The following is a 16,663-nucleotide window of genomic DNA, read 5'->3' on the forward strand; positions in this document are numbered from 1 at the left end:
TCATGTCATATATCATCTTTTAAATAGCTTGTTTAAAAGTAGTAAAAAATATCCATGAGATGCACTCATGGATATTTTTATTTTGAACGCTATTGTTTTTGATAACGCAAAATTGGATTTCTAGCAGCTTGAGTTTCATCTAATCGACTCACAACAGTTGTATGTGGTGCTTCTTGTACAATAGACGGATTCTCTTCCGCTTCTTTTGCGATTTGGATCAGTGCATCACAGAACGCATCTAATGTTTCTTTCGATTCTGTTTCTGTAGGCTCAATCATCATTCCCTCTTCCACATTTAATGGGAAGTAAATTGTTGGTGGATGATAACCGAAATCAAGTAGTCGTTTCGCAATATCTAATGTGCGAACACCAAGTTTTTTCTGACGACGTCCAGATAATACAAATTCGTGTTTACAATGACGATCATAAGGAAGGTCAAAGTAAGGTTGTAGTTTACGCATCATGTAGTTCGCATTTAATACTGCATATTCTGTTACTAATTTTAATCCTTCAGGTCCCATTGAACGAATATACGTATAAGCACGTACATTGATGCCGAAGTTTCCGTAGAATGGTTTTACACGGCCAATGGATTGTGGACGATCATAATCAAAATGGAACGTGCCATCTTCTTTTTTCACTAATACTGGTTTCGGCAAGAATGGAATTAAATCTGCTTTTACCCCTACAGGGCCAGAACCAGGACCTCCACCGCCGTGTGGACCTGTGAATGTTTTGTGTAAATTCAAGTGTACACAGTCAAATCCCATATCGCCTGGGCGTACTTTTGACATAATAGCATTTAAGTTTGCTCCATCGTAATATACTTTCCCGCCCACGCTATGCACGATATCCGCAATTTCAATGATGTGCTCTTCAAATAGCCCGAGCGTATTTGGGTTTGTCAGCATAAGTGCCGCTGTATCTTTCCCAACTACTCGACGTAAATCTTCCAAATCAACTAAACCATTTTCATCCGATTTTACTGTAATTGTATCAAATCCAGCAACAGTAGCACTAGCTGGGTTTGTTCCGTGTGCAGAGTCTGGAACGATTACTTTATTACGGTGACCTTCCCCATTTGCTTCATGGAAAGCACGAATCATCATTAATGCTGTCCATTCTCCATGTGCACCCGCAGCAGGTTGTAATGTAACTTCATCCATACCTGTAATTTCTTTTAAAGCTGTTTGAAGTTCATACATTAATTCCATTGCACCTTGAACTGTTGACTCGTCTTGTAACGGGTGAATATTTGCGAATCCAGAGAAGCGGGCGACTTCTTCATTAATTTTTGGATTGTATTTCATCGTACAAGAACCTAGTGGATAGAATCCAGAATCTACGCCATGATTGCGGCGAGATAATGCTGTATAGTGGCGCATAATATCCAATTCTGAAACTTCCGGTAATTCAGCAGGTTCTTCACGCAAATATTCTTGTGGAATTAATTCTGATAATTCTACCTCTGGCACATCTAATTCTGGCAAGCTGTAGCCGATGCGCCCTTCCTTCGATAATTCAAAAATGAGCGGTTGATTTTCGTTATGCATTGTAAGCCCCCATTTCTTGCACTAATTGATCAATCTCTTCTTTCGTACGCAATTCTGTAACGGCAATAAGTACATGGTTTTCAAGTTCAGGATAATCGCGGCCTAAATCATAACCACCGATAATGCCTTTTTCTAATAATCTTTTGTTTAATTCACTCACTGGTTTGTTTACTTTTACAACGATTTCGTTGAAGTGAGCACCTTGGAATGGAACTGTAAATCCAGCTTGCTCAAACGCTGTTTTTGCATAACGAGTTTTCACGATGTTTTGCTTTGCCATTTCTTGAATACCGCGTTTACCTAAAGCTGTCATAGTAACGGATGCAGCAAGAGCAAGCAATGCTTGGTTCGAACAAATGTTAGAAGTTGCTTTTTCACGGCGAATATGTTGTTCGCGAGCTTGTAATGTTAATACGAAACCGCGACGTCCGTCTTGGTCTACTGTTTGTCCTACTAAACGGCCAGGCACTTTACGCATTAATTTTGAAGTCGTAGCAAAATAACCGCAGTGTGGTCCTCCAAAACTTTCAGGAATACCAAATGGTTGTGCATCCCCTACAGTAATGTCAGCTCCAAGTTTTCCAGGAGGCGTTAACACACCTAATGCTAATGGGTTTGCAGAAACAATGAATAATCCTTTCGCTTCATGTACTAGCTCACCCATTGTTTTCAAGTCTTCAATTTGACCAAAGAAGTTAGGATACTGAACCATAACAGCCGCAGTATCTTGATCAATCATACCTTTTAATGCTTCAATATCTGTTACTCCATCTTTCATTGGCACATTTACTACTTCGATTGATTGGCCATATGCATAAGTTTCTACAACAGTACGATATTCAGGATGGATTGCTTCAGATACTAACAATTTTTTACGTCTTGTTGAGCCAGCAGCAAGCATCCCAGCTTCTGCAAGCGATGTTCCGCCATCATACATGGAAGAGTTTGCTAAATCCATACCTGTTAATTCGGCAATCATTGTTTGGAATTCAAAAATAGCTTGTAGTTCACCTTGTGAAATTTCCGGTTGATATGGTGTATAAGCAGTATAGAATTCAGACCGAGAAATAACATGGTCCACAATAACAGGTTTGTAGTGATTGTATACACCTGCACCTAAGAATGAAACAGCTGTTTCAGTGTTGATATTTTTATCTGCTAAAGCTTTTAGTTCTTTTAATAGCGCAGATTCAGATGCTGCTTCTTTAATATTATAAAGCCCTTTAAAACGCACCTCTTCAGGAATATCCGCAAATAATTCATCAATGCTTTCTACTCCAATGGTAGAGAGCATTTCTTGTTTGTCTTGTTCCGTTATTGGAAGATAACGATGCTTCATTGTTTGACCTCCATTAATTTTTATTTTTCACGTTTATAAAATGGCTTCGGCACAACATGTGCTTTTACCTTTTTATTGCGTATTTCTACTTCCACTTCTGTACCAATTTCAGTATATTGAATATCTAATAAAGCAAGTCCTAAATTACGTTTCGTACTAGGGATTTGTGTACCAGTTGTAACTTCTCCAATTTCAGTGTCGCCTTTAAATACTTTATAGCCATGGCGAGGAATCCCTTTATCAATCATTTCAATACCAACCAGTTTTCTTGAAAGCCCTTGTTCTTTTTGGTTTTTAAGAGCTTCTTTACCGATGAAATCCGCATCTTTTTGAAGTTTTACTGCAAAGCCGATGCCTGCTTCTAATGGAGAAATATTTTCTGATAATTCTTGTCCATAAAGCGGTAAGCATGCTTCAAAACGCAACGTATCACGTGCTCCAAGGCCGCATGGTATCAATCCATCTTCTTTTCCTGCTTCTAATAGTTTATTCCACAATGCTACAATTGAATTTGGCTCCCCGTATAATTCGAAGCCGTCTTCACCTGTATATCCGCTGCGTGATAACAATACAGAATAACCACTAACTTGAACAGATGCTTTAAATTGGAATGGTTTTAATTCAGATAAGTTCACATCTGTTAATGTTTGCAAGATTTTTTCTGATAGAGGTCCTTGAAGTGCAATTAAGGCATATTCATCTGATTGATTTATAATCGTTACATCGCCTTCTGCATGCTTTTTCATCCATTCAAAGTCTTTTTCAATATTTGCCGCATTGACAACAAGCAAGTATTGGTCATCGCCAAGATTATAGACGATTAAATCATCTACAACCCCACCATTTTCATAGCACATCACATTATATTGTGCGCCGCCAACTGGAATTTTTGAAATGTCATTGGACAATAATTTTTGAAGATAGCCGAGAACATCTTTCCCTTTTACAAAAATTTCTCCCATATGGGATACATCGAAAAGTCCAGCACGATTTCTTACAGCTTCATGTTCATCCTTTATTGATGAAAATTGAACAGGTAATTCCCATCCACCAAAATCAATCGTTTTTGCACCATATTTCGCATATTCATCAAATAATGGTGTTCTCTTTAATTCTCCCATCGTGAAACCTCCCTCATTAATTAACAATTTACTACCAATATCTTTAAACTAGGCAAAAAGGACAGAAAATCCCCTTTTTAAAGGAATTCTCTGTCCTTGCACCTGAAAGTTACACCTATTATAAAATAGGCTTTCCCCTTGGGTGGCTGTTATTCAGCACTCTCCAGAGTTGCGTCCCGTACGAGTCTTTTTGCCTGAGAGATTCATAGTTCTACTACTTGCTCCTTCGGCGACGTAAAAACGTTCTCTCCCCGCACAATCATCCGCACCATATGAAATTTTTCAACAAACAGACATCTTTGCCTATATCCTAACATTGAACGTAATAGAAGGCAATCATTTTTTAAAATTCCTTAAAAAAACGAATATTTTTAAACATCAACACCTTAACATTCGCCTTTTAGTCGATTCACTTGAAAAGCAATATAATTTACCACTTGGCGAATTGTTCGATCTTTTGTAAAGACACGGATGTGAGCGGCTCTTTTATAAAATTTTCTTCTATAATAATATAGTCGTTCCAGTTCTTTTTTAGTCGAACGTTGTGCAATTGGTCGATTTTTATCATTTTTTATTCTTTTATAAATGTCTTCAAATGATGCATCAAGAAAAAAGATTAAACCTGTCCGTCTCATAATTTGTCGATTTTCTTGTCTCATTGCAACGCCGCCACCAGTCGCAATAATGCAAGCTTCGTCACGAAAGTTTTTTAAAAATTCAGTTTCTAAATTTCTAAAATATTCTTCTCCAAACTTTTCAAAAATTTCTGGAATCGACATGCCTTGTTGTCTGACGATTTCTTTATCCATATCATAAAAGGGCAATCGTAGGGCATAGCTTAATTGGCGTCCGACTACACTTTTTCCGCACCCCATAAACCCTACTAAGTAAATCTTTCGCATAATTAGACACCTTTCTACTAAAACTCTGCGGTTTCTCCAAGTAAATTTATCGTAGCACGAATGTTTATGTTTTCCAATGAATTTATAATAGAAAATTGAGTTAAGTAGGTTGAACTGTAAAAAATTACAACAGTGATAAGAAAAAACAAAAAGACAATCGCAACGGGAAATATTATGCCTTTTTCGTTATTTATGATATTGTACAAGTAACGCTCTCTCCTTTACAATACCATTCAAGAATTCTACTTTTATCGTTACAATATTGTCTGAAAGGGAAAACTCGGCATGTCGAATACCAATTAATAGTGGCACATAACCTTGATCATTGATTTGCAAACGAATCACATCTGTAATCTTGTTTATTTTTATCGTTTTTGTGGAAGAGTCTATGATATATAATGAATTATTCATTATATAAATATCCTCTGCATCAAGTAAATATTGTTGTAAATCATGAATAAAGATTTCCCATTTAATTTGTTCTTCTGCCACAATCGTGTCGTGCCATTGTTGAATTAATAGATAAAAAATAAAAATTACTTGAGCGAGTAACGAAAAAATCACCAATTGAAACAGCGCCTCGATAAATGTAAATCCATTTCCACTTCTTACAATTCGCCATCGCCATTGATGCATTTGTATCGTACCCCATCTAAATTGTTAAATCGTACACAAACCGCATCTGTTTGAAAATACCAAGCATATTCTACGTTGTCGATCCATTTTTTCCCTTCGAAAATACCGGTATTTTTAGCAATAATAACTGCTTCATAGGCCACTTGGGATGCATGTAATTCCAACGATTGATTGTATAGAGAATGCTGAAGTTGAAAAATGAACGGAATAAAACTTATGGCTACTATAATAATCATAAGCGTTAGCAACGATTCTAACATGGAAGTCCCCTTTTCATTCCACATAACGAATTCGTCCTTTATTGATATTAATGACAATATGTTTTTGTCCGAAAGGAGTGTAAAAAGTGAATTTCCCAAAATTTTTTACATTTCCATCTGGATCAATTCGAAGAGTTAATAAATTACTATACTGATCAAACTCAATGATTTCCGGTAGTTTTCTCTCTAAAATCACTTCATCTAGTTGATGGTATATTCTATAAGTATCTTGATTTACAAAAGAAACAAAACAGCTCCTTTGCTTTTCCAAGGCCAACATTTGTGCCATTTGAATGTCCAATGTAAATTGGTGGAAAAACTGTTCCACAACCATTTTTTCTGTCATTTTAAAAGAAAAGGTTGTCCCTAACATACCAACCAATACGACAATCATTAAAACGAATAATATTTCTAATAGCGTATACCCCTGTTCTTTCAATTGCTCTATGCTCCTTTATTGATTGGTTAATGTCACAGTTCCATCCGTCTCAATGGTAAATCCCTTGCCATTCGGACATTTATCCATCCCCTCTCTTAAGTATCCCTTGTTTACTAATTGATCTAATGTAGGGATGGTTTTGTATTCAATTTTGTATGATTCTACCTGCCCTTGTATCATGCGGATATATGCTTCACAACCTTTATCATCAATCGTATTCCGATGTTTCGTTACGTTTGGAACAGTTACTAATATTAAGATAGATATAATAAATAGCACAATTAACATCTCAATTAACGTAAAACCCTTTTGATTTTTCATGATTTCACCTCTATTACATGATTTCGACTAAGTCATACATCGGCAACAGTATACTTAAATACGCTGCAACAATGCATATCGCAATCAAAATAAAGAAAAGAGGTTGAATGCTTGCCAAGCAAAATTTGATGGTCGATTGGATCCTCTCATTTAGCAATTCGCTGAATATGAGCATTTCCCGGCCTAAGTATCCATTTTTTTCACCGTGTTGAATCAATTCATCAAACTTCGGCATAAACAGTTGAAGTATCTTCACAGCCTCTGACAATGAATCACCGAACTTCACCCTTTGTTTCAATAGTGCTGTGATATATGATAAGTGGCGACTTATTTGTTGTTGTTCTAAAATAGACAATGCTTGTTGAAGTGATATACCTGATACTAATAAACTTCCAAGCAAATGAGAGAATTGTCTTGTTAAATTCACTTGATAAACATACTTCACTATAGGGATTTTCATAATGATGTTTAGTTGATGAGCGATCTCTTTTTTTCGAATGGAATGAATTGAAATAAATATCAAGAATAACGAAATAATGAAGAGGAGTATGAGAAAATCTGGTATATGAAGCAATACAACAGCGAAGTTTATACTATTGACCTTTTCTGAATGATTCGAAATCACGAGTTGCTCTATGTTTGGTAAAAAATAACTTCGAAACAATATAAAAACCATTGTTAATAAAATCATCAAGAAAGCGGGATACATTAGCAACTTCACAATTTTCCGCTGCGTATCTTCTTGAAATTTTATTTGCTTACTTACGTGGTGCAATGATTCAGCTAAATCCCCTTTTTCTTCTGCAATAGCTATCAATAATAAAAAATGTTTTGGAATTGAAAGTTGTTGTAAAATATCCACTGCCGATGAACCGTTATTGAACTGTTGTTGTAATAAAGCATTCCACTTTTCCAATTCTTTAACGTGATAAGGAAGTAACATAAATAAGGCATCTGAAAATGTATATCCTTCTTTCAGTAATATGCTTGTCCTATTTAGGAGCGATGGAACATCCCGAACTTTCTCCTTATAATTTCTTTGAATGGGGAAATTCATTCTTTCGCTGATTTGCTGTAGCACGACAAATCCCCCAATTCTTCAATTGCAGCTTTTTGGAATTCCAATGTTTCCTCAACTGGCAAGTGATATTCAATTCCTTGCGCTGTATTTATAATTGCTTCTTGTAAAATATCTTCCGACAAAATTTCATAAATTGCTTTCCTGCTATCGCTATCATGTAACTGAATTAAACATTGGGCAATAATTGCAATCAAAGCTTGCCGAATTTCTTCTATGGAAACATTTAAATCCATTAAACGATATAGACAATTCACCGAATCTTTTGCATGTATAGTTGATAGCACCAAATGACCGGATAATGCAGCACGCATGGCGATTTCTGCAGTCTCTTCATCCCTGATTTCACCAATCATAATGACATCGGGCGAATGTCTTAAAATTGCTTTTAAACCAGCTGCATATGTAATACCTGCAAGCTCATTTACTTGAATTTGAAGCATATACGACTGGCTGCTTTCCACTGGATCTTCGAGAGAAATTACATGTCGCCCTAATGTGTCACTGCAATATTTTGCTAATGAATATAATGTCGTAGTTTTGCCCGATCCTGTGGCGCCACAAAATAATATCAATCCTTGTCGATTGGAAATCAATCTTAATAATTTTTCTGATGAATGGCGATCGTAACATAATGAAGCAATCGGATATGAGGCATTTTGTAAAAACAAACGGATAACGAGGCTTTCTCTTTTATATACGGAAGGTAAAGTAGAGACTCGGAAGGCATACAAACGATTGGAAAACATTTCTTCAAATGAACCGCTTTGCGGCTTTCGCTTTTCACTAATATCTAAAGAAGATTTATATTTGAAAAAGGAAATCATTCGATCCCCTAATTCAATAGGGAAATGACCCGCAGGAAATAATTTTCCATATTTGCGAAACTGAATGGTGTAATGGTTTGGAGTTGGCTCAATTAAAATATCACTAGCACCGAAATGTAAAGCTTTTAACAATAATTGAGTTGATTTTGTTTCAATAACGGACTCCACTTTCAAACGCATCACCACTTCCCTAAATTCGTGACCGCTGAATTTAGCAATAGTATAAGACGAAGTTTATATTTGGAAAAGGCTTTTTCTTAAAATTTTTATTTGACCCCTTTTTTCTGTTGAAACTTTATTTTTGAAAAGTTTATGGCAGATTTTATTACAAATTTTGAATATTTTGCTAATCCCCAATAATCACCACGTATTTTCACTATCATTTTATTAATAATAAAGCTAAAATTGAAGTAGCATAAATATTACTGAAGGTGGGATAACAGCATGTTGCATCCATTAAAAATTACGAGTACTTTAGCGGATGAAACTCGTTTTCAAATATATGAATACATGTTGCAACAAAAAAAAGCATTTACTGTACAAGATATTGCAGATAAATTTAATATACATCCAAATGTGGCAAGATTGCATTTAACGAAATTATCGGAGATCCATCTCATCACTGCTGATTTTTTAAAATCAGGTAAAGGTGGAAGACCTGGTCGAATTTATCAAGTATCTGAACAAGGGGTTGAGTTGACTTTCCCAAAACGAGATGAAAAACATCTCGTTAAATGGGCACTTCAACTTGTGTGTGAGTTGGGACAAGATGCATTGAAGACAGCGAAAAAAATTAGTTATCAAGATGGCTTAAAAGAAATTCAAAAAAGATTATCAAAGATAACTAAACCTCTTAGCTTTGAAGAAAAATTAGAAATCTTATCTGAAGCTGCTCTACTAGTTGGCTATATTCCAAAAATTGTAGATACTGCTGAAGGAAAGAAAATTACGCTAACGATTTTTAACTGTCCATATAGAAGTCAAATAAAAGAACATAGCGATATAGTATGTGAACTACATAAATCATACTTACAAGGTCAAATCGACACACTATTTGAAAAAAATGAATTTGTTCAATTTGAAAGTATGGTTCATGATTGCGATTTTTGTAAATATGAAATATGTGTGCCAAATGTTGCTCTGTAAAAGATACACTTGATTGTCACAAATCTATCGAAGTATCAGTTTACAATATTGTCAATTATCATTTATAATAAACATTGAGATTATTGTGTCGTACAAAAGGAGGGATTCGACATGGCTAATATGTATAAAGTTTTAGCATTCTGGACAGGTATTTTTGCCGTAATGTTCTATCTTGGTCATATGATCGAGGTTTCGCTATTATTCGTAGGTAATTCTGTATTATTCTTATTATTAGGCTTCTTAAACCTTTCAGAACGCATGTACATGTACATTTTCGGAGCTTATTTGACAATATTCTTTGCTGGTTTTACTTATTACACAACGTTTATCCACGTATCGGGTGGACTTGGACACTAATAAATCAGGAAATGGGGCTGTCTCAAAAGTCATTTTGAGGCGGCCCTTTTTGCGACGAGGATAGTGGAAGTTTGTTTCGACTATCACAGGAGGAAAAAGCAAGCAAGGGTGCCTGGAAAGTTCTCGACTTTCTAGACACCCTCTTATTAAGTTAAAAGCCATGTAAAAATGGATTCGTATCCATTTCATGAGCTGGTGTTGTATAGCCTCCATGTCCCGGATAAATAATAAAATCATCAGGCAGCACAAGCAGCTTCTCATGAATGGATTTTAATAACACTTCCAGTGATCCACCAATTAAATCTGTTCGACCGATGCTTCCTTGAAACAGCGTATCGCCTACAATTGCAAACCCATCGTCTTCGAAAATATATGAAATGCTTCCAGGGGAATGCCCTGGCGTAAATACCGCATGAAATTTCATGCCTCCTACAACAAAAGTCTGCTCTTTTTCGATGATATAATCCGCCGGTTGCAGACGGTACGTTGGAAGATCCACATATTTTCCTGAACCATTTTTATTTGGGTCCATTAACCAGTCCTCTTCTTCTTTATGAATATAAACAGGAATATGAAAAGCCTGTCTTAATTCATCGACAGCACCTATATGGTCAAAATGAGCATGAGTTAAAAAGATGGCTAGTGGTTTTAGCTGTTGAGATTGAATTGTAGAAATGATTCTATTTCCTTCTTCACCTGGGTCAAAAATGATGCATTCTTTTGATTGGTTGCTCACTATATAGCAATTTGCTTGCACTGGACCGACACTTAATGTTTTAACATCCAACAATCTAATCACCTCTAGCGTATTATACTATGGTTTGGAAAAAATGAACATTGCCAACCAATTCATTCTTAACTTTTAAACGAATCATTCGTTGTTCATATAAACGTCACTTTTAAAACTCGACATTTTATGACCGTTGCTATAAAATAGAGAAGGAATATTGTTTTACCGACATACTCTTTGGATGTCGAAAGGAGTGTAATATTTTTCATGAACTTATTAATGGTTATTTTCGGTTTAATTGCAATTCTTTCATTAGTTGCGGCATTCCGCGCAATCAAAGACAAAAACGTTTTAGCAATTATTTTTGGATTAGCATCTGGAGTAGTGTTTGGTTGGTTTGTCATCATGACTGTATTATACCAAGGCTATCCACCAGTACATCACTAATGAAAGGAATAAAAAACGAGGTGCATTGCCGCATCTCGTTTTTTATTTAAATAAATTTTTTAAATGGAAAAAAGGGTTTCTAGAAAATCAAAGCTTTCTAGAAACCCTCACATTCTATAATCATAGCTCTTATAACTCTTTTCTGCTACAGAAGCAGAAATAAGTCTCCACTATCCTCTTTGCCATTACTCCGTAGCTAAGCATGCACCACAGTCGAAAGTGACCGTTTAAAACGGTCACTTTATCAAAAATTATTTAACCACTTCAGATATTAAATTTCCCGTTTCTTCATCATAGAAGCGCAATAAGTCACCATTGATGATTTTATCTGAATATCCAAGCTCTTTTTGAGCTCTTTCAATATAAGGTGCACATCCTTGAATATCCACCTTCTCTCCTGTTGCACGATCGAAGCATGTTTGATCCGCAAATACATACTGATCCGTCACAAAGCGTCCATCACGGAAGATGACAAAGTCTTCGTGTTCATCAGAGAACAAGTCTGCACCTAATTGCATATCATTGGAAGTGTCAATTCCCAACAAGTGTAAAATGGTTGGTCTTAAGTCAATTTGACCTCCAACTTTTTCGATGATTTGCCCGTCACCAGATCCCGGAACGTGAATGAATAACGGCACTGACTGCAACAATGCGCTATCGTATGGCGTAATTTCTTCTTTTTCTAAGTACATAGCCATCGCTTTATTATGGTTTTCAGAAATTCCATAGTGATCTCCGTACATAACAATAATGGAATTCTCATACAATCCTTTTTCTTTTAAATGTTCAAAGAATAATTTGACCGCCTCATCCATGTATCGCACAGTTTGGAAATAACGGTTTAACGTACCTGAATTAGAGTTGTACTCAGGAATCATTTTATCTTCTTCATCCAATGTGAATGGGAAATGGTTTGTTAATGTAATTATTCTTGTATAGAACGGTTGCGGCATTTCAGTCATAATTTCCGCTGATTGTTCAAAGAATGGAATGTCTTTTAATCCCCAGTTTACAGAATTATCTTCGTTTACATCATAGCTATCAATATCATAGAATTTTTGCATTTTTAATGATTGATATGTCATATCACGATTCCAGAAAGATTTATTGTTTGCGTGCATGACACTTGTAAAATATCCATTTTTCCCTAGCTTTTCAGCCATCGAATTAAACGTATTTCCACTATGCGTAAAGAATACAGCACCACGGTCTAAACCAAACAGTGAATTTTCCAATAAGAATTCAGCATCACTTGTTTTGCCAAGTCCTGTTTGATGATAGAAATTATTAAAGTAATACGTATCTTTATCGTGAATTAAGGAATTCAAGAATGGTGTAACTTCGTATCCATTCATGTCATTTTGCAAGACAAAACTTTGCAATGATTCCAGTTGAATGACAATCAAATTTCGACCTTGATATTTACCAAACATGTCTTCATTAATGGCTGCTTGGTTTGCTTGAACATAGTTATTGACTTCCACTAGTTCGCTCCCATCGGCAAGAGCACGTTGAGCGGAAGATTTTGATTGAATGTAAATATCATATAAATGATAATTATAAGTTCCAATATTTTTTACTAGTAATTCGCGGTCAAAACTACGAGTTAAAAGCTGTGGCCGTTCTGTTTCAGAAAGACCTAAATTTAAAAATAACACAGCTAATGATAGGACAAAATATGCGCGACGAACTTCTTTTCGAACGCTATATAATGTCTCCATTTTTGGTAAGTATTTAATTGCCAACAAAATAACAAATACATCAATAAAGTATAAAAGATCCTTAAAATTAAGTATTTCAGCTACAGACGTTCCTAATTCTCCGAAATTGCTTGTTTGGAATAATACAGGAAGCGTAATAAAATCGTTGAAGAATCGATAGAAAGCAACATTTGTATAAAGTACAATACTTAACACCATACTTGTAATGACAATCCAACGATTCCGCGCCTTTTCTGTTTTGAAAAATAAAGATATTCCGTAAGCAAAAAGTAAAAAGCTAAGAGGATTTATAAATAAAATGAACTCTTGCATTCCATTTTCTAAATCGAATTCAAAGCTGGTTCGATAGACGATTGCAGTCTTAATCCAAGTTGCGATAATGGCTACTATTAAAATCGTATGTTTAGGCCATTTCCATGACTTCATCTTGCATCCTCCTCTTCTTACGTATTCAAAGTCACAACATTCGCACATATACTTCATATGTTTAGAAGAAGGCAAATAATATCTTAATCTTTTTCTTGCCATTATTCAATGAATTGCACTACGAAAAAATTAAAAGAAATTAGGTTATAAAAATTATATATTACCTTCCCTTTACAAACCCCCAAAAATATTTACGTCTTTTTTACAAAAAGGTTCCCAAAAATAAAACAGTGGCTTCTCCACTGTTCTTATGAAAATGACTTAACAAGTCTACACCTTTTTAACAATTGATTCAATCATTATTTTTTTCTTTTATTGGCTATATTAGTTATTTAATTTCATTTTTCTCTCTTCTTCTTTTTTTATTTCGTTTCGAATTATCAATAGAGCCGATTGGAATTCTTTTGGATCTATAACTTGCGACTTATATAATTCGCGAATTTCATCTTCCATCATCATCAAATCCCCTAAGCGATCTCCTGTATAAATAAACGAACCATATTGCTTCAATATGTTGCGAATATCGAGTATCGTTTTCATTCAGCTATCTCCTTTCGATTGTTGGCACAATGTATGAGAGCTTTTTCAGTAATAATGAAATCAACTGGAATATCATGAGATTCTTTTGGCAATTCTTCGACAATTTGTAAATGAAAAGCTAGTGATATCTTATGCCCGTTATAATTCGTTAAATACCGGTCGTAATAACCGCCTCCGTAACCAATTCGATATCCAAGCTGATCAAATACAATCCCTGGTACAATCATTAAATCAATTTCTTCAGGAGATACATAAGTTGTTTTTTCTGGTATAGGTTCTTGTAAATCCATATATACCGTTTCCAGCTGGGAAAAGCTAGTGATATTATAAAAATCCATTGTTCGTGTTTTTGGATTGCATTTTGGAACAGCTACCCGCTTACCAAGTTGCCAACATGCCTTAATAATTTCATAAGTATCCACTTCAGGCTGTCTTGAAATAGTCAACGCAATCGTATGGCATTGTTCTAGGATGGGTTCATTGAATAAGCGCTTTTTTATCATTTCTGAAAGTAAATGATATTGATCATTGGACATTTCGTTTAAAGAGGATTTAATAGTATTTCGCCATTCTTTTTTGTTCATTTCAATCAATCCTTTGCGTATAAGTAAAAAGCCAAAACCGGAATTGGTTTTGGCAAAATCATTACTTCGTTTCACGGTGAAGAGTGACTTTCTTCTCGCGAGAGCAATATTTTTTTAGTTCTAGACGTTCTGGATTGTTACGTTTATTTTTTGTAGAAATATAATTACGTTCTCCACATTCTGTGCAAGCTAATGTAATGTTTACGCGCATTATTAACCCTCCCACTCTCTATCATGAATTTATATATAAGCATGATTTATACGACTAAGTCATTATAACATAAATTGAAAAAAAATCTAGCATCATTTATTAATTAAAATCCTTATGTTAAAATAATTCAAAAATGTAAAATTCGGAGGAGCGATTGTGGAACTATCAACGTTACTAATCATCATCGGCATTATTTGTATTATTGCATCTTTTTTCCTAAAAGATACATCAAAAAAATTAGAACGAGATGTTGAAGAATTGTCTCTGCAATTTTATCAAGAAACAAACGGAATTAAAAGAAGATTAAAAGTAATCGAAGAAGAATTATTACTCGAGCCTTCTTTTAAAGTAAAGCCGGCGACAAAACCTATTACAACTAAATCAGAGAATGTACCCAAACAACCGAATAAGCCGGTCAATCAAATTTTAGTTCGACAAGTCATCGAATTAAATAAGCAAGGATACCCAATTAGTGAAATCAGCAAAATGTCAACATTATCTGAAGAACAAGTTCTACATATTCTTAATCACGGAGGTCAATCATGAAAAGATCGACTGTTCGTGGGTTTGGCCTTGCTTGTTTAGTCATCGGCATCCTTTATACAGGGATGGATCGTTTCTCTCATACAGAATCAGAGTCAAAGGAAATTGCTAATTACGAAGAAAAAATTGCACAGCTAGAATCCCAATTAAAATTAGCAAAACAACAATTACAAGAACTTGAAAATCAATCATCTTCCAATTCAACCGAAACGCAAGATGAACCCGAGGTAAATAATGAGCCTTCTGAAACGACTACATCGACACAACAGGAGAATGTAGTAGAAGGCATTCTATATATTTATTCCGGCCTAACACCTTATGAAGTTTCAAAAAAATTGGAAGATATGGGCGTTATTAAAAATGCGGTTGAAATGGAGTTATTTTTAGCACAACCGGAATATGCCCGCTCAATTCAAAAAGGGCAATTTAAAGTCAATTCCACGATGACCATTGAAGAAATTGCTAATTTAATTACAGGCAAACAAAATTCTTAATTCATCAACCCAAACGGATGGAAGATGATTCTGTTTGGGTTTTATTAATAAAAAACTCTCGAACATATTCAATAAATTGCTTTACTGCTCCACTCATATAACGATTTTTTAAATAGCTTAGTCCAATTTCCCTTTTGCAGTCTTTAGCATCTACTTGTATGATGTGTACATTATATTGGTCTAGCCCTTTAATATGTGGAATTAACGAAACTCCTAAGCCGCTCTCCACAAGCCCGGCAATGGTATGTACTTCTTCCCCTTCAAAAGCAACATTTAATTGAAACCCTTCTCGTTTAAAAATCTCATCAACATATTTCCTCAATGAATTTCCTTTTTTGATAGAAATGAAAGGCTCCATTGCAAATTCAGCAAGCTTGACTTTTTTCCGATTTTTTAATGGATGTTGTTTCGGAACAATTAAAAATAACTCCTCTTCCCATAATTTTTCCCAATGGACGTCTTTACTAGTTTCAAGAGAAGATACTAAACAAATATCAAGCTCTCCCGTTTCCAATTTTTTCATAATGACACTAGAATTGCTTTGAGTTAATTGAAAACGCATATGAGGAAATCGCTTTTTCGCTTTCATCATTAAGGATGGAATAACTTCTAGCCCCAACGTATGCATAAATCCTAATGAGACTTCACCAACATCAGGTGTCACAAGGTTGGTTAAATCTTCTTTTGCCCGTTCGATTTCTTTTAAAATCAGATTCGTTCGTTCTAGGAAGAATTTCCCGTATCGGTTTAATTTGATGGAGCGGCCATTTCGATCGAAAAGTTCAACTCCTAAATACTCTTCCAGCATAGCAATCGATTTGCTGAGGGCAGGCTGGCTAATATGTAAAATTTCTGCTGCTCGCGACATATTTTCATATTTTGCAACAGTTTGAAAATAAATGAGTGCATTGATATCCAATTGATTGTCCCCTTCTCCTTCATATTCTTTATCCAAATTATAGCATGTCCTAAAAATGTCACAATGAAA

21 protein-coding genes and 1 riboswitch are annotated in these 16,663 nt (G+C 35.1%); of the genes, 5 read left to right on the forward strand and 16 right to left on the reverse strand.

The annotated features are described in order from the left end of the window. Positions 1–89: 89 nt before the first annotated feature. From gcvPB to comGA, 10 genes are all read right to left on the reverse strand, one after another. Entirely contained in the window at positions 90–1,553 is a 1,464-nt protein-coding gene (gcvPB, locus tag NSQ18_RS00550) for an aminomethyl-transferring glycine dehydrogenase subunit GcvPB (protein ID WP_016837727.1), read from the reverse strand. Then, entirely contained in the window at positions 1,546–2,892 is a 1,347-nt protein-coding gene (gcvPA, locus tag NSQ18_RS00555; protein ID WP_016837726.1) for an aminomethyl-transferring glycine dehydrogenase subunit GcvPA, read from the reverse strand. Before gcvPA ends, gcvPB begins: the two co-directional genes overlap by 8 nt. Positions 2,893–2,912: 20 nt before the next feature. Beyond that, the gene (gcvT, locus tag NSQ18_RS00560; RefSeq protein WP_016837725.1) at positions 2,913–4,013 is read right to left on the reverse strand and encodes a glycine cleavage system aminomethyltransferase GcvT; all 1,101 of its coding nucleotides are present in this window, start codon (positions 4,011–4,013) and stop codon (positions 2,913–2,915) included. Positions 4,014–4,185: 172 nt separating this feature from the next. Continuing rightward, a riboswitch (glycine riboswitch) is annotated at positions 4,186–4,276 on the reverse strand. A gap of 123 nt (positions 4,277–4,399) precedes the next feature. Then, complete coding sequence (locus NSQ18_RS00565; RefSeq protein WP_168412235.1) at positions 4,400–4,915, reverse strand: shikimate kinase; 516 nt, start codon at positions 4,913–4,915, stop codon at positions 4,400–4,402. 186 nt (positions 4,916–5,101) lie between these two features. After that, a complete protein-coding gene (gene comGF, locus NSQ18_RS00570; protein ID WP_016837722.1) occupies positions 5,102–5,551 on the reverse strand; it encodes a competence type IV pilus minor pilin ComGF in 450 nt (149 codons plus the stop codon). After that, on the reverse strand, positions 5,524–5,835 hold the full coding sequence (locus NSQ18_RS00575) for a hypothetical protein (protein ID WP_016837721.1): 312 nt from the start codon (positions 5,833–5,835) through the stop codon (positions 5,524–5,526). The genes comGF and NSQ18_RS00575 overlap by 28 nt, the downstream gene beginning before the upstream one ends. Continuing rightward, the gene (gene comGD, locus NSQ18_RS00580) at positions 5,825–6,250 is read right to left on the reverse strand and encodes a competence type IV pilus minor pilin ComGD (protein ID WP_016837719.1); all 426 of its coding nucleotides are present in this window, start codon (positions 6,248–6,250) and stop codon (positions 5,825–5,827) included. Before comGD ends, NSQ18_RS00575 begins: the two co-directional genes overlap by 11 nt. A gap of 15 nt (positions 6,251–6,265) precedes the next feature. Further along, a complete protein-coding gene (gene comGC, locus NSQ18_RS00585) occupies positions 6,266–6,571 on the reverse strand; it encodes a competence type IV pilus major pilin ComGC (RefSeq protein ID WP_016837717.1) in 306 nt (101 codons plus the stop codon). Between the two features lie 13 nt (positions 6,572–6,584). Further along, positions 6,585–7,652: a competence type IV pilus assembly protein ComGB gene (gene comGB, locus NSQ18_RS00590; RefSeq protein ID WP_016837715.1), complete on the reverse strand. Its 1,068-nt coding sequence runs from the start codon at positions 7,650–7,652 to the stop codon at positions 6,585–6,587. Continuing rightward, positions 7,625–8,656: a competence type IV pilus ATPase ComGA gene (gene comGA, locus NSQ18_RS00595; protein ID WP_016837713.1), complete on the reverse strand. Its 1,032-nt coding sequence runs from the start codon at positions 8,654–8,656 to the stop codon at positions 7,625–7,627. The genes comGB and comGA overlap by 28 nt, the downstream gene beginning before the upstream one ends. Positions 8,657–8,920: 264 nt before the next feature. Between comGA and NSQ18_RS00600 the strand changes: the two genes are divergently transcribed. Continuing rightward, a complete protein-coding gene (locus NSQ18_RS00600) occupies positions 8,921–9,622 on the forward strand; it encodes a helix-turn-helix domain-containing protein (RefSeq protein ID WP_016837711.1) in 702 nt (233 codons plus the stop codon). 111 nt (positions 9,623–9,733) lie between these two features. After that, a complete protein-coding gene (locus NSQ18_RS00605; RefSeq protein ID WP_339288588.1) occupies positions 9,734–9,979 on the forward strand; it encodes a DUF2626 family protein in 246 nt (81 codons plus the stop codon). Positions 9,980–10,130: 151 nt separating this feature from the next. On the opposite strand, the gene NSQ18_RS00610 is transcribed toward NSQ18_RS00605, so the two are convergent. Beyond that, complete coding sequence (locus NSQ18_RS00610; RefSeq protein WP_026019023.1) at positions 10,131–10,769, reverse strand: MBL fold metallo-hydrolase; 639 nt, start codon at positions 10,767–10,769, stop codon at positions 10,131–10,133. 207 nt (positions 10,770–10,976) lie between these two features. Here NSQ18_RS00610 and NSQ18_RS00615 point away from each other — a divergent pair, with 207 nt between their 5' ends. Then, positions 10,977–11,156, forward strand: a complete 180-nt coding sequence (locus NSQ18_RS00615; RefSeq protein WP_016837707.1) for a DUF2759 domain-containing protein — start codon at positions 10,977–10,979, stop codon at positions 11,154–11,156. A gap of 251 nt (positions 11,157–11,407) precedes the next feature. Here NSQ18_RS00615 and NSQ18_RS00620 read toward each other — a convergent pair whose 3' ends face one another. From NSQ18_RS00620 to rpmG, 4 genes are all read right to left on the reverse strand, one after another. Beyond that, positions 11,408–13,303 (reverse strand): LTA synthase family protein, encoded by a 1,896-nt coding sequence (locus tag NSQ18_RS00620; RefSeq protein ID WP_339288590.1) that lies wholly within the window; start codon positions 13,301–13,303, stop codon positions 11,408–11,410. Positions 13,304–13,627: 324 nt separating this feature from the next. Next, a complete protein-coding gene (locus tag NSQ18_RS00625; protein WP_016839241.1) occupies positions 13,628–13,843 on the reverse strand; it encodes a YqgQ family protein in 216 nt (71 codons plus the stop codon). Next, complete coding sequence (locus NSQ18_RS00630; RefSeq protein WP_026019135.1) at positions 13,840–14,427, reverse strand: 5-formyltetrahydrofolate cyclo-ligase; 588 nt, start codon at positions 14,425–14,427, stop codon at positions 13,840–13,842. The genes NSQ18_RS00625 and NSQ18_RS00630 overlap by 4 nt, the downstream gene beginning before the upstream one ends. Before the next feature lie 61 nt (positions 14,428–14,488). Beyond that, the gene (rpmG, locus tag NSQ18_RS00635; RefSeq protein WP_016839239.1) at positions 14,489–14,638 is read right to left on the reverse strand and encodes a 50S ribosomal protein L33; all 150 of its coding nucleotides are present in this window, start codon (positions 14,636–14,638) and stop codon (positions 14,489–14,491) included. Between the two features lie 156 nt (positions 14,639–14,794). Here rpmG and NSQ18_RS00640 point away from each other — a divergent pair, with 156 nt between their 5' ends. After that, positions 14,795–15,184 (forward strand): hypothetical protein, encoded by a 390-nt coding sequence (locus tag NSQ18_RS00640; protein WP_016839238.1) that lies wholly within the window; start codon positions 14,795–14,797, stop codon positions 15,182–15,184. Continuing rightward, positions 15,181–15,675: a hypothetical protein gene (locus NSQ18_RS00645; protein WP_016839237.1), complete on the forward strand. Its 495-nt coding sequence runs from the start codon at positions 15,181–15,183 to the stop codon at positions 15,673–15,675. The genes NSQ18_RS00640 and NSQ18_RS00645 overlap by 4 nt, the downstream gene beginning before the upstream one ends. A gap of 4 nt (positions 15,676–15,679) precedes the next feature. On the opposite strand, the gene NSQ18_RS00650 is transcribed toward NSQ18_RS00645, so the two are convergent. Further along, entirely contained in the window at positions 15,680–16,630 is a 951-nt protein-coding gene (locus NSQ18_RS00650) for a LysR family transcriptional regulator (protein WP_016839236.1), read from the reverse strand. Positions 16,631–16,663: the final 33 nt, after the last annotated feature.

The organism is Ureibacillus sp. FSL K6-0786, assembly GCF_037965165.1.
Lineage (GTDB): Bacteria > Bacillota > Bacilli > Bacillales_A > Planococcaceae > Ureibacillus > Ureibacillus thermosphaericus.

What these genes read in the sequence shown, in the direction of transcription:
- gcvT (WP_016837725.1), bottom strand. Translation starts at nt 4,013, where the DNA reads ATGGGAGAATTAAAGAGAACACCATTATTTGATGAATATGCGAAATAT.
- NSQ18_RS00620 (WP_339288590.1), bottom strand. Translation starts at nt 13,303, where the DNA reads ATGAAGTCATGGAAATGGCCTAAACATACGATTTTAATAGTAGCCATT.
- rpmG (WP_016839239.1), bottom strand. Translation starts at nt 14,638, where the DNA reads ATGCGCGTAAACATTACATTAGCTTGCACAGAATGTGGAGAACGTAAT.
- NSQ18_RS00605 (WP_339288588.1), top strand. Translation starts at nt 9,734, where the DNA reads ATGGCTAATATGTATAAAGTTTTAGCATTCTGGACAGGTATTTTTGCC.
- gcvPA (WP_016837726.1), bottom strand. Translation starts at nt 2,892, where the DNA reads ATGAAGCATCGTTATCTTCCAATAACGGAACAAGACAAACAAGAAATG.
- NSQ18_RS00625 (WP_016839241.1), bottom strand. Translation starts at nt 13,843, where the DNA reads ATGAAAACGATACTCGATATTCGCAACATATTGAAGCAATATGGTTCG.
- NSQ18_RS00565 (WP_168412235.1), bottom strand. Translation starts at nt 4,915, where the DNA reads ATGCGAAAGATTTACTTAGTAGGGTTTATGGGGTGCGGAAAAAGTGTA.
- NSQ18_RS00615 (WP_016837707.1), top strand. Translation starts at nt 10,977, where the DNA reads ATGAACTTATTAATGGTTATTTTCGGTTTAATTGCAATTCTTTCATTA.
- NSQ18_RS00630 (WP_026019135.1), bottom strand. Translation starts at nt 14,427, where the DNA reads ATGAACAAAAAAGAATGGCGAAATACTATTAAATCCTCTTTAAACGAA.
- comGC (WP_016837717.1), bottom strand. Translation starts at nt 6,571, where the DNA reads ATGAAAAATCAAAAGGGTTTTACGTTAATTGAGATGTTAATTGTGCTA.
- comGA (WP_016837713.1), bottom strand. Translation starts at nt 8,656, where the DNA reads ATGCGTTTGAAAGTGGAGTCCGTTATTGAAACAAAATCAACTCAATTA.
- NSQ18_RS00645 (WP_016839237.1), top strand. Translation starts at nt 15,181, where the DNA reads ATGAAAAGATCGACTGTTCGTGGGTTTGGCCTTGCTTGTTTAGTCATC.
- gcvPB (WP_016837727.1), bottom strand. Translation starts at nt 1,553, where the DNA reads ATGCATAACGAAAATCAACCGCTCATTTTTGAATTATCGAAGGAAGGG.
- comGF (WP_016837722.1), bottom strand. Translation starts at nt 5,551, where the DNA reads ATGCATCAATGGCGATGGCGAATTGTAAGAAGTGGAAATGGATTTACA.
- NSQ18_RS00575 (WP_016837721.1), bottom strand. Translation starts at nt 5,835, where the DNA reads ATGTGGAATGAAAAGGGGACTTCCATGTTAGAATCGTTGCTAACGCTT.
- NSQ18_RS00600 (WP_016837711.1), top strand. Translation starts at nt 8,921, where the DNA reads ATGTTGCATCCATTAAAAATTACGAGTACTTTAGCGGATGAAACTCGT.